Here is a 12,509-nt window from a genome sequence, read left to right as displayed (position 1 = left end):
ATTAAGATTGATTTCGCTCCCGAATTCGTTTATAAAATCTAAATCCAAGCATGATCAATACAGAGAATAGAATAATTCCTATTACCCCATAAATCCAGTTAAAGGCATTTTTTAGAATAACTAAAAAAACCACCGAAAAAAGTATTATAGTTGCTCCTTCATTCCATAAACGCATGAAATTTGTCGTGTATTTTATTTCGTCGTTCTGCAATTGTTTGAATATTTGCTGGCATTTTCCATGATACAAATACAGTACAAATACGAAGCCAAGTTTTACGTGCATCCAAGGCATTTGCAACCAAGCATGACCTAAATCAGTAAATAACAACATCCAAAAAGCAAATATACTTGCTAAAACTGCCGATGGCCAAGTAATGATATACCACAGGCGATAGCTCATTATTTTGTATTGTTTTTGCAGAATTTCCTTCTCTGGAGATGGTTTTTGAGCCGCTTCTATTTGGTAAACAAATAAACGAACAATGTAAAAAAGTCCTGCAAACCATGTGATTACAAAGATGAGGTGTAAAGATTTCAGGTAATTATAGTATTCCATCGTTTTTTTGAATCAATTTTGTGTTCATTTCTTTTTTTAGAAAATAACCAGTGAGTATTGTTGAAAGTACATCGGCAATTGGGAATGCAATCCAGACTCCAAAAATACCTAAAAAATTTGGTAGAATCAGCACTAACGGAATCAGGAAAAATCCTTGCTTACTCAAAGTCAATAGTAAGGCTTTTTTAGCTTTTCCAGCAGCTTGAAAATAAGCTGCACCAATGAGTTGAACGGCAATAATTGGCGAAGCTGCAAAAACCCAACGTAAAGCTTCAGGAGTTTGAGCAATTACGAGTGTGTCTGTAGTAAAAATAGCGACTATAGGTTTGGCAAAAATTAAAATAACCACAAAAATCAGCGAGGCTAAAACTGCAGCGTATTTTATCGAAAGTAGTACGCTTTCTTTAACTCTTTCATAATTCATTGCTCCATAATTGAATCCAGCAATAGGTAGAAAACCTTGCGTAATTCCTAATATTGGAAACAAAGCAAACATCAGCATTCGGCTGATAATTCCATAAATTGCAACAGAATGTTCGCCTCCGTAGGTATATAAAGTATGATTTAAAATTATGGATAAAATACTCACCACTCCTTGTCTGGAAAAGGTGACGAAACTTAATTCCGTGATTTCTTTTACAATTGGAAGTTTAAACTTAAAATGTCGCGCTCGGAGTTTTAATTCGCTTTTAAAAACAAAAAACCAAAGGACAAACAAAAAGCACATGAAATAGGAAATCGCCGTTGCCATTGCCGAACCGAACATTCCTAAATTCATCACTTTTATAAAAAGAATATCGAGTGCAATATTGACAAAAGCAGGTATAATCATGGCAATCATGGCAAATTTAGCTTTGCCTTCTGCACGGATAATATTGTTGCCCATCATGCAAAGTGCAAGAAATGGAACTGATAGAATAATGGGAAAGAAAAAGTCCTTGGCAGGTTTCATTATTTCGCCTTTGGCGCCAAAAAGTAGTAGCATTTCATCACTAAAAAATACACCAAAAATCACAAAAACAGAGGACAATAAAAACGTCATCATGATTTGATTTCCAAAAGTGTGCAATGCTTTTTCTTTATGATTGGATCCTAAAGCTCTAGAAAGAACAGAACCTCCGCCCACACCAATTGCCATTCCCAATGATGAAATCAAGAAAGTAATGGGCAATACAACGGTTACCGCCGCAATAGCTAAAGAACCAATCCATTGTCCAACAAAAATGGTGTCAATCAAGATGTTGACTGACATGAATAAGATCCCAATAGAAGACGGAACTGCTTGTTTTATCAAGAGTTTTTTGATGTCCTGAGTTCCTAGTTCATCGGCGGTAACAGCCATTTAAGCCTTTATTTTTTCAGAGTCAACTTTAACAGATTAAGATGCGTTTGACCAATTCGTAATCCAATTGCTTACTGTTTTACACCAATCGTCGCTGTCGTTCAAACAAGGAATTGCTAAAAATTCCTCACCACCATGAGCTTTGAATTCATGATTGGCTTCCATGGCAATTTCTTCCAAAGTTTCCAAACAATCAGATACAAAGGCAGGCGTTACAACGGCCAATTTTTTAATTCCTTTTTCGGGCATTTTATTCACTTCAACGTCCGTGTATGGTGTCAACCATTTATCTCCCGCTAATCGAGATTGAAAAGTCTGGCTGTATTTTCCTTCTGGAATTCCCAGTAATTTCACCACTTGTTTTGTGGTTTCGTAACATTGATGGCGGTAACAAAATTCATGCGCCGGTGAAGGCGTGTTGCAACAAGAACCGTCAATTTTACAATGTGATTTGGTGATATCCGTCTTACGAATGTGACGCTCCGGAATTCCGTGGTAGGAGAATAACAAATGATCGTAATCAAAACCTTTTAAATGACCTTTGATAGAATCGGCTAGGTTTTTTAAATAATCGGGTTTGTTATAAAATGCGGGAACGATCGTAAATTTCATTTCCGGAAAGTGCTTTTTACGCAAGTCTTCGGCTAATTCCAGAATGGTAGTCGTAGAAGCCATCGCATGTTGTGGATACAATGGAAAAAGCAATACTTCATTTACCCCTTTATCATGTAATTCTTGTAAACCAGACAATAAAGATGGATTTCCGTAACGCATTGCTAAGGAAACAGGAATGTCAACAAGTTGTTTTACTTTGGCGTGCATTCTTTTCGAAATCACGACAAGCGGAGAACCTTCGTCCCACCATATTTTTGCGTAAGCGGCAGCTGATTTTTTAGGTCTTGTTTGTAAAATTATTCCACGAACCAATAGGGCTCGTAACAAAAACGGAACGTCAATTACGTATTTGTCCATTAAAAATTCATCTAAATATGGTTTTACATCTTTAGGAGTTGGACTTTCCGGAGAACCTAAATTAACTAATAATACACCTTTCATGTTGTCTTTTTTTGTTGGTACAAAAGTAATTAAACTTACTTTTTTATAAATTGCGATTAACTATTTTTTATTTATTGTTTAATATACGAAATCAATTGTTTACTCCATATTTGGGTTTATTGACATCAAATATTTCTTTGGCGTAGTGGCAAATTTCTTTTTGAATGCTGCGATGAAATGGCTTCCGGTACTATACCCAATTTTTAATCCCACTTCGTTTACGTTATAAGAGCCGCTGTCGAGTAATTTTCGCGCAAAATCCATTTTGTAGTCAAATAGAAAACCATAAACCGTATCGCCATAAATTTGTTTGAAACCCATTTTTAGTTTCTTTAAATTCAAACCTATTTCATCCGCTAATTCCTGTAAACCGGGTGGTTCAGCCATATTGGCAATGATAATTTCTTTGGCTTTTTTTATTTTTATCACATTATCTTCATCAATTAAAAACGGACATTGTTCCGCGTTTGGATCTTCAGTTCGGTTAAAATACAAACTCAATAATTCGTATCCTTTTCCTTTGTAATAAAGGTTTTTTATAGAAGGATGCAAACTGTAATGGAACAATTGGGATAAGACAATTGCCATAGACGGACTGATATTTCCTTCGTTATAATATTTTTTGTCTTTGTTATCGGCACTTAAAAAAGTAATATAATCGGCTTCGGTCGAAAATAAAGCGTGAAACTTTTTAATTGAAATAATTACTGAAATTACCCAGGAATTTGGCGCAAGTTCTAAATTTAAAGGTAATTCTTTCTGAGGGTTGTATAAAAGCAATGATTTCTCTTCTTTTAGTTCCAAAGCATAATTCCCTTGATTGAAAATGAATTTAGCACTTCCTTTTAATCCAAAATGAAACTGAATCAGCCCACTACCTACTTCGCGTTGTGCATGAAAAAGCTCTGAACTATCATTTTGAAAACGAAGTAGGGTAAAATCATCTTCGATTGTTATAGTTTCGTGTGAACTCATAGCGATATTTTTTTAATATGAAAATGATAATTATCAGACCTTTTTATTTAGAATAGCTCTAAATAGAGCGATTCAAACAACTTGATTTCACTACAAAAATAGAATTTTTTACAATAAAATAAGCAATTAGAATTAAAAAATCCCTTAGCGATACAAAAAGAACTTCTAGCGTTACTTTTATAAATACTATAGTGATAATTTTGTTCCACTTTCTTGAAAAGTGCAAATATGGAAAACAACAATACATCAAAGCATCACTATTTTTACTCCGTTGGATTGAGTTATAAAAAAGCAGATGCTGAGATTAGAGGTAAGTTTAGTTTAGATGCCGCTGCAAAAACGCGTTTACTGGAACAAGCTAAAACCGAAGGAATAGAGAGTTTAATAGTTACATCTACCTGCAACCGTACTGAGATTTATGGTTATGCGGAACATCCATTTCAATTAATCAAATTAATTTGTGAGAATAGTCAAGGATCCGTTGAAGCATTTCAAAGGGTTGGTTTTGTGTATAAAAATCAAGAAGCAATCAGTCATTTGTTTCGAGTAGGAACGGGTTTAGATAGTCAGATCCTGGGTGATTTTGAAATTATTGCACAAATAAAATCAAGTTTTTCACAGTCGAAATCTTTGGGTTTATCCAATGCTTTTATGGAAAGATTGGTTAATGCCGTTATACAAGCCAGCAAAAAAATAAAAACGGATACGGAAATTAGCTCTGGAGCTACGTCGGTTTCATTTGCTGCTGTTCAATATATCATTAAGAATGTAGAAGAGATAGGAAACAAAAATATTCTATTATTTGGTACAGGAAAAATAGGTAGAAATACCTGCGAAAATTTAGTAAAACATACTAAAAACGAACATATTACTTTAATCAACAGAACGAAAGCTAAAGCGGAAAAATTAGCCGGAAAGTTGAACTTAATTGTAAAAGATTATTCAGAATTGCATCTTGAATTGCAAAAAGCAGATGTTGTTGTAGTGGCTACAGGTGCTCAAAATCCTACTGTCGATAAAGCCATTCTGAATTTGAAAAAACCATTATTGATTCTGGATTTATCCATTCCGAAAAATGTGAATGAAGATGTGGAAGAAATGGAAGGCGTTACGCTAATTCATATGGATTATTTGTCTCAAATTACAGACGAGACTTTAGAAAATAGAAAAAAACATATTCCTGCTGCCGAAGCTATCATTGAAGAAATAAAAGAAGAATTTATTACTTGGACCAAAGGCAGAAAATTTGCCCCTACAATCAATGCCTTGAAAGCAAAATTGAACGCGATAAAAACATCCGAATTGGATTTTCAAAGCAAGAAAATTTCGAATTTCAATGAAGAACAAGCTGAAATTATCAGCAATAGAATTATCCAAAAAATAACCACACATTTTGCAAACCATTTGAAAGATGATGATACTATGGTAGATGAAAGTATTGAATGGATTGAGAAAGTTTTCAAAATAGGAGCGACTACAAAATAATGAGCAAAATTATACGCATAGGAACCCGCGACAGTGAACTCGCACTTTGGCAAGCCCACACCGTCGAAAAAAAACTAAATGATTTAGGTTATAAAACCGAAATTACTGCAGTAAAATCACAAGGAGATATTATCCTTGACAAACCACTCTACGAATTAGGAATCACAGGAATTTTTACTAAAACCCTCGATATCGCCATGATAAATGGTCAGGTTGATATTGCAGTGCATTCCATGAAAGATGTTCCTACGGCTTTGCCAATAGGAATTGTACAGGCGGCCGTTCTGGAAAGAGCGAATACGTTGGATATTTTGGTACATAAAGGAAACCTTGATTTTCTTGATGGAGAAGGCACAATTGCCACTGGAAGTTTGCGTCGTCAGGCACAATGGTTAAATAAATATCCCAATCATAAAGTAGTTGATTTACGCGGAAACGTGAATACCAGAATGCAAAAATTGCAGGAAAGCGATTGGAACGGAGCTGTTTTTGCGGCAGCAGGATTGGAAAGAATCAACTTGAAACCTTCTAATTATATCGATTTGGACTGGATGATTCCGGCGCCGGCTCAAGGTGCAATGGTAGTTGTTGCCATGGCAAATGATGAATTTTGTAGAGAGGCGGTTTCTGAATTGAATGATATTGATACCGAAGTTTGTACACATATCGAAAGACAGTTTTTAAAAACACTCGAAGGCGGTTGTACGGCACCAATTGGCGCTTTAGCAGTTTTTGTAGAAGATGATATTTTGTTTAAAGGTGTTTTGTTTTCTATCGATGGAAAGCAAAAAATCGAAATTGAAAAAACCGTTGCGATGCAAGAATGGAAGAAATTAGGCTTTTATTGTGCCAAAGAAATTCTAGAAAATGGCGGAGTAGAATTGATGACAGAAATTAAAAATAATTTGAAGAAATAATGAGCCAAACAAGCATTTTATCCACCAAAACATTGTCGGCAGAACAAAGGCAAGTATTTCTTGATGCTAATTTTGATCTTTTAGAACAGGATTTCATCGAAATTAAAAACAACCTTTTTGAACTGAAAACAATCAACAACAACTTGATTTTTAGCAGCCAAAATGCTGTTTTAAGTTTGATAGAACAAAACGGTTGGGAAGTTTTAAAGACTAAACCAGTTTTTTGTGTAGGCATCAAAACCAAGGAATTACTGGAGTCACATGGATTTACAGTTGATGTTTATTTGGATTACGCATCTGAATTAGCTGAAATAATCACTTTAATTTACAATAAGGAAAGTTATACTTTTTTTAGTGGAAATTTGCGTAAAGAAACATTACCTGAAGCTTTAAAAAGCGCAGGAATAACTTTTAATGAAATCGAAGTGTATCAAACAACACTTGCGCCTTTTAAAATATCAGATCAAGAAAATTTTGACGGAATTCTATTTTTTAGCCCATCTGCCGTTGAAAGTTATCTGACAAACAATAAAATAAAGAATGAAGTTTGTTTTTGCATAGGTACCACTACAGCTTCAGCATTAGAAACAAAGAAAATTAAAAACATAGTAATTGCCGAAACACCAACTATCGAAGAGGTGATTGAGGAAGTTATTGAATATTATAAAACGGAAAGCATCTAGCAATCTGCTAAAATTTAAATACATGATTAAGAACGACCTATTTTTAAGAGCACTAAAAGGAGAAACTGTACAACGTCCACCAGTTTGGATGATGCGTCAAGCCGGAAGATATTTACCGGAATTCATCGCTTTGCGTGATAAATATGATTTTTTCACCCGTTGTCAAACGCCAGAATTAGCTGCTGAAATAACAGTACAACCAATAAGAAGAATTGCTCCAGATGCTGCCATTTTGTTCTCAGACATTTTAGTAATTCCACAAGCAATGGGAATTGAAGTGGAGATGAAACCTAATTTTGGTCCGTATTTACCAAATCCTATTCGTACGATTCAAGATGTGGAGAAAGTAATCGTTCCAAATGTAAATGAAACTTTAGGTTACGTTTTTGATGCTATCAAATTGACTAAAGAAATGCTGAATGATGAGGTGCCATTAATTGGTTTCGCAGGTTCACCTTGGACAATTATGTGTTATGCAGTAGAAGGGAAAGGTTCTAAAAGTTTTGATATGGCCAAAGGATTCTGTTTCCAATATCCAGAAGCAGCTCATGTTTTATTGCAAAAAATTACCGATACCACTATTTTATATTTAAAAGAAAAAGTAAAAGCAGGAGTAAATGCAGTTCAAATTTTTGACTCTTGGGGCGGAATGTTGTCTCCAGTAGATTACCAGGAATTTTCTTGGAAATACATCAACCAAATCATTGAAGCTTTAGCTGATGATGCACCGGTAATTGTTTTTGGAAAAGGATGTTGGTTTGCATTAGGCGAAATGGGGAAAAGTAGAGCATCAGCATTAGGAGTGGATTGGACTTGTTCGCCGCGAAATGCAAGATACTTGTCAGGTGGAAATATCACTTTACAAGGGAATTTTGATCCATCAAGATTATTATCTCCAATTCCGGTTATCAAGAAAATGGTGCACGAAATGATCGACGAATTCGGAAAAGACAAATATATAGTGAATTTAGGTCACGGAATTTTACCAAATATTCCTGTGGATCACGCGAAAGCATTTATCGATGCAGTAAAAGAGTACAATCAATAAGATTTCATAGAAATGCTAAACAAAGGATTACGAGATCAGGAAAATATTCGAATAGACAATGTATTGAAAACATTGCTTTCCATCGTCTTTGTGCCTAAGTTTTGGGATTTAGAAGATAAAATAAACATAGAAGAGCAATTAAAAGACTTTGGATTGAACATTCAAAGTCTGATTGATTCAAATGAAAAGGATTTAATTACGCATTTGTTGCGTTGCCATTTGGATTGGAATCAGCTAGAGCAATTTGCCGATTTTTTAGTGATTGCTTCGAAAGACAATCCGTTTAATTTTTCTGAAAAAGCGATTGCGATTTACAATTACATTCAGCAGGAAAGTAAAGTGTTTTCATTTGGAATCAATAGTAAAATAGCTTCTGCAAAAACAAATTTATAGTGAAAAATAAATTTTACACTTACATACAAAACCTTCAAGACCAAATCTGTAAAGGATTGGAAGCAGTTGAAGGTGAAGCTAAATTCCGTGAAGACCTTTGGGAACGTCCGGAAGGTGGTGGCGGAAGAACACGCGTGATAGAAAACGGAAAAGTTTTCGAAAAAGGCGGCGTTAATATTTCGGCAGTTCACGGGAAATTACCCGAAGCGATGCAAAAGATGTTCAACGTGGGTGAAGCTGATTTTTTTGCCTGTGGATTGAGTTTGGTTTTGCACCCAAAAAACCCAATGACTCCAACTGTTCATGCCAATTGGCGTTATTTCGAAATGTACGATGATAATGGAAACGTGATTCAGCAATGGTTCGGAGGCGGACAAGATTTAACACCGTATTATTTGTTTGAAGAAGATGCGATTCATTTTCATCAAACCTGTAAAACCGCTTGCGACAAACATAATTCGGAGTTTTATCCAAAATACAAGAAACAATGTGATGCCTATTTTTGGAATGCACATCGTAATGAAGCACGAGGAATTGGCGGATTGTTTTTCGATTATTGTAAAGCAACAGATGACATGAGTATGCAGGATTGGTACAACTTTGTAACTGAAGTTGGAAATAGTTTCCTCGAAGCGTATGTTCCAATTGTAGAAAAAAGAAAAGATTTGCCATATACTCCAGAACAAAGAACCTGGCAGGAAATCCGTCGTGGGCGTTATGTAGAGTTTAATTTGGTTCACGATAAAGGCACTTTATTTGGACTAAAAACCAACGGAAGAATCGAAAGTATCCTAATGAGTTTACCGCCGCACGTGCAATGGGTATATGACCATCACGCAGAAGCGGGAAGCGAAGAAGAAAAATTAGTAAACGTATTAGAGAGTCCAAGAGATTGGCTTTAGATTTATTTTAAATTCTGAATTTTAAATTTTAAATGGGTTTAACTTTAAACTTTTAAACCTGAAACTTTAAACAAAAATAGATGTTCCCATTACAACGAGGCAGAAGATTAAGAACAAACGAATCGATTAGAAGTTTAGTTCGTGAAACTAGTTTAAGTCCGGCGGACTTTATGTTTCCTATGTTTATTACAGAAGGTGAAAATATAAAGGTAGAAATTCCTTCTATGGTTGGAATTTACCGTCGTTCGATAGATTTAACCGTAGAAGAAGTCAAAGAAATATTTGCATTGGGAATTCGTGCGGTGAATCTTTATGTAAAAGTAAGTGAAAATTTAAAAGACAATACCGGACTGGAAGCATGGAACCCAAACGGATTGATGCAAAATGCCATTCGTGCCATCAAAGCCGCTTGTCCGGAAATGATTGTAATGCCTGACGTAGCTTTAGATCCTTATTCTATTTATGGTCATGACGGAATTATTGCAAACGGTGATATAGAAAACGATTCGACGAATGATGCTTTGGTGAAAATGGCCGTTTCTCATGCGCAAGCCGGCGCCGATTTTGTTGCACCATCTGACATGATGGACGGACGCGTGTTGCGTTTGCGCGAAGGTCTGGATGCTGCGGGTTTTCATAACGTAGGTATCATGAGTTATTCGGCAAAATACGCTTCTGCATTTTACGGACCTTTCCGTGATGCATTAGACAGCGCTCCTGTTGACGCCACTGAAATTCCAAAAGACAAAAAAACTTACCAAATGGATTATGCCAATCGTATCGAAGCTATCAAAGAAGCGTTGTGGGACGTAGAAGAAGGCGCTGATATGGTCATGGTAAAACCAGGGATAGCTTATTTAGACATTGTTCGTGAAGTCAAAAATGCGGTAAATGTTCCAGTAACCGTATATCATGTTTCGGGAGAATACGCGATGATTAAAGCTGCTGCCGAAAGAGGCTGGCTAGATCACGATAAAATCATGATGGAACAATTAATGTGTATCAAGAGAGCAGGAGCAAGTTTGATTTCGACTTATTTTGCTAAAGAAGCTGCTATACTTTTAAACAAATAAGATCTAGATTTTTGATTCTAATAATTTTAATTCTGTTTTTTGATTTTAATTTCAAAAAATAAATTATTTTTGAGAAAACTAAAAAAACTAAAATGAAAAGAGTATTAATAATTGCAGTCGCATTTTTAGCTTTTTCTTGTAAAAAGCAAGAAGGGGAATCAGCTGAAAAACAAACAGAACCAACAACAACAGAAGCGGCACCTTCTGAAGGAATGCCAGTAGAAGTTCAAACGCCGGAACAATTAGGAGAGTCAATTTTTAAAGGAAAAGGAACTTGCGTTTCTTGCCATAAAACGGATTCAAAGCTAATAGGGCCAAGCTTACAAGACATTGCCAAAATGTACAAAGAGAAAAATGGTAACATTATTACTTTCTTGAAAGGAGAAAGCAAACCTATTGTAGATCCAGCTCAATATGCATTAATGCAACCAAATATTGTCCTTACAAAAACAATGACTGACGAAGAGTTAAAAGGATTAGAAGCGTATGTGTATTCAAATCTGAAATAGATTTTTATTCTTATAATAATCAAAATAAGGAGCTAATCCCGCTATCATTCCAATCTTTCTAGTCCTGAACTTGTTTCGGGATCCTGAAACAAGTTCAGGACTAGAAAGGATTTTCCCTTCTATCGGGGCTAAAATACAAGAACCATTCGTATAATCGGATGGTTTTTTATTTTTAATGAACGTCCATTTTTTACTTCTTCATGAACATGGTGGTTAATTTTTTTATCTTTAAAACATGGAAACAGCTTACATCAAAACGCCTTTAGGAATCGCTACAATCATTGGGGATGAAGATGGAATTTCAGTAATTTCAGTTTCTGATGAAGGCGAAATTTCAAATGAGATCCCAACAATTTTGCAGGATGCCGTTTCGCAACTCACTGCGTATTTCGATGGGAAAAGAAACGATTTCGATTTTAAATTAAATCCAAAAGGCACTGATTTTCAACAGAAAGTGTGGAAAGGATTACTGGAAATACCATTTGGAAAAACCATGTCGTATATGGATTTATCTAAAAAATTAGGTGATGTCAAAGCCATTCGAGCTGTCGCTTCAGCTAATGGGAAAAATCCCCTTTGGATAGTTGTTCCTTGTCATAGAGTCATTGGGACAGATGGTTCATTAACGGGATATGCAGGCGGATTATGGCGCAAAAAATGGTTGTTGGAACATGAAAATCCAACCACGCAACAAAGTTTGTTTTAGTTGTTTATGAATAAATTTCTTATATTCGTTTAAGAAAGTTCGTGCAAATCTGTAAAATCCGCGTCATCTGCGTGCCATAAAATGATAGATAAAATAAACCTTAATAACATTCTATTCCTTGATATAGAAACGGTTCCGGAAGCCGAAGATTTCAATGCGTTAGATTCTGAAATGAAAGACCTTTGGGAGAACAAAACCCAATACCAGCGCAAAGATGAATACACTCCGGAAGATTTTTATGATCGTGCCGGAATTTGGGCTGAATTTGGTAAAATAGTTTGTATTTCGGTAGGGTATTTTACCATCAAAGGAGATATTCGGAATTTTAGGGTGACTTCTTTTTTTGGAGAAGAAAAGAAAATTTTGCTTGATTTCAATAATTTGTTGAACAATCATTTCAATCAGCCGCAACATGCGTTATGTGGCCACAATGCCAAGGAATTTGATATTCCGTTCCTTGCGCGACGTATGATTATCAATCAAATTGCAATTCCAAACAAGCTGAATTTATTTGGAAAAAAACCGTGGGAAATTCCGCATTTAGATACGTTGGAATTATGGAAATTTGGCGACTATAAACATTACACATCTTTAAAGTTAATGTGTAAAGTACTTGGAATCCCTTCTCCAAAAGGTGATATTGACGGCAGTCAGGTGGGACATGTTTTTTATGTAGAAAAAGACATTGACCGCATTGTAACGTATTGTGAAAAAGACACCATTGCCGTGGCGCAAATTTTCCTCCGCTTGCGAAGAGAAGATTTGTTGATTGAGGAGGAAATTATTCATGTGTAACTTGTCGTAATCCTGTCAGAGTTTGCAACCTTGATAGCGTTTGCTAATAAATTTTTATATTTACAAAAA

At 35.4% G+C, this 12,509-nt stretch carries 14 protein-coding genes; 10 read left to right on the top strand and 4 right to left on the bottom strand.

Annotated features, from left to right (window positions below):
• Window position 1: 1 nt before the first annotated feature.
• The 4 genes from T410_RS04145 to T410_RS04130 form a co-directional block, all read right to left on the bottom strand.
• Window positions 2-556: a CopD family protein gene (locus T410_RS04145; protein WP_035668933.1), complete on the bottom strand. Its 555-nt coding sequence runs from the start codon at window positions 554-556 to the stop codon at window positions 2-4.
• On the bottom strand, window positions 543-1,898 hold the full coding sequence (locus tag T410_RS04140) for an MATE family efflux transporter (RefSeq protein ID WP_035668932.1): 1,356 nt from the start codon (window positions 1,896-1,898) through the stop codon (window positions 543-545). The genes T410_RS04145 and T410_RS04140 overlap by 14 nt, the downstream gene beginning before the upstream one ends.
• A gap of 36 nt (window positions 1,899-1,934) precedes the next feature.
• The gene (hemH, locus tag T410_RS04135; RefSeq protein ID WP_035668931.1) at window positions 1,935-2,954 is read right to left on the bottom strand and encodes a ferrochelatase; all 1,020 of its coding nucleotides are present in this window, start codon (window positions 2,952-2,954) and stop codon (window positions 1,935-1,937) included.
• Window positions 2,955-3,053: 99 nt separating this feature from the next.
• Window positions 3,054-3,929 (bottom strand): helix-turn-helix transcriptional regulator, encoded by an 876-nt coding sequence (locus T410_RS04130; protein ID WP_035668930.1) that lies wholly within the window; start codon window positions 3,927-3,929, stop codon window positions 3,054-3,056.
• Window positions 3,930-4,157: 228 nt separating this feature from the next.
• Between T410_RS04130 and hemA the strand changes: the two genes are divergently transcribed.
• From hemA to T410_RS04080, 10 genes are all read left to right on the top strand, one after another.
• Window positions 4,158-5,414, top strand: a complete 1,257-nt coding sequence (gene hemA / locus T410_RS04125) for a glutamyl-tRNA reductase (RefSeq protein ID WP_035668929.1) — start codon at window positions 4,158-4,160, stop codon at window positions 5,412-5,414.
• The gene (gene hemC, locus T410_RS04120; RefSeq protein WP_035668928.1) at window positions 5,414-6,331 is read left to right on the top strand and encodes a hydroxymethylbilane synthase; all 918 of its coding nucleotides are present in this window, start codon (window positions 5,414-5,416) and stop codon (window positions 6,329-6,331) included. The genes hemA and hemC overlap by 1 nt, the downstream gene beginning before the upstream one ends.
• Entirely contained in the window at window positions 6,331-7,014 is a 684-nt protein-coding gene (locus T410_RS04115) for a uroporphyrinogen-III synthase (RefSeq protein WP_035668927.1), read from the top strand. Before hemC ends, T410_RS04115 begins: the two co-directional genes overlap by 1 nt.
• Before the next feature lie 22 nt (window positions 7,015-7,036).
• Complete coding sequence (hemE, locus tag T410_RS04110) at window positions 7,037-8,062, top strand: uroporphyrinogen decarboxylase (RefSeq protein ID WP_035668926.1); 1,026 nt, start codon at window positions 7,037-7,039, stop codon at window positions 8,060-8,062.
• Window positions 8,063-8,074: 12 nt separating this feature from the next.
• Window positions 8,075-8,455 carry a hypothetical protein gene (locus T410_RS04105; RefSeq protein ID WP_035668925.1) on the top strand — a complete coding sequence of 127 codons (381 nt, stop codon included), beginning with the start codon at window positions 8,075-8,077 and terminating at the stop codon, window positions 8,453-8,455.
• The gene (gene hemF / locus T410_RS04100; protein ID WP_035668924.1) at window positions 8,455-9,357 is read left to right on the top strand and encodes an oxygen-dependent coproporphyrinogen oxidase; all 903 of its coding nucleotides are present in this window, start codon (window positions 8,455-8,457) and stop codon (window positions 9,355-9,357) included. Before T410_RS04105 ends, hemF begins: the two co-directional genes overlap by 1 nt.
• A gap of 80 nt (window positions 9,358-9,437) precedes the next feature.
• Entirely contained in the window at window positions 9,438-10,430 is a 993-nt protein-coding gene (gene hemB / locus T410_RS04095) for a porphobilinogen synthase (RefSeq protein WP_035668923.1), read from the top strand.
• A 92-nt stretch (window positions 10,431-10,522) separates the two neighbouring features.
• Window positions 10,523-10,939 carry a c-type cytochrome gene (locus T410_RS04090; protein ID WP_035668922.1) on the top strand — a complete coding sequence of 139 codons (417 nt, stop codon included), beginning with the start codon at window positions 10,523-10,525 and terminating at the stop codon, window positions 10,937-10,939.
• A 235-nt stretch (window positions 10,940-11,174) separates the two neighbouring features.
• Entirely contained in the window at window positions 11,175-11,645 is a 471-nt protein-coding gene (locus T410_RS04085; RefSeq protein ID WP_035668921.1) for a methylated-DNA--[protein]-cysteine S-methyltransferase, read from the top strand.
• Between the two features lie 81 nt (window positions 11,646-11,726).
• The gene (locus tag T410_RS04080) at window positions 11,727-12,440 is read left to right on the top strand and encodes a 3'-5' exonuclease (RefSeq protein WP_035668920.1); all 714 of its coding nucleotides are present in this window, start codon (window positions 11,727-11,729) and stop codon (window positions 12,438-12,440) included.
• Window positions 12,441-12,509 lie beyond the last annotated feature (69 nt).

The sequence above is a fragment of the Flavobacterium sp. 83 genome (assembly GCF_000744835.1).
Lineage (GTDB): Bacteria > Bacteroidota > Bacteroidia > Flavobacteriales > Flavobacteriaceae > Flavobacterium.
The sequence above is the reverse complement of the archived record's forward strand: the minus strand, read 5'-3'. Positions and strand labels throughout refer to the sequence as shown.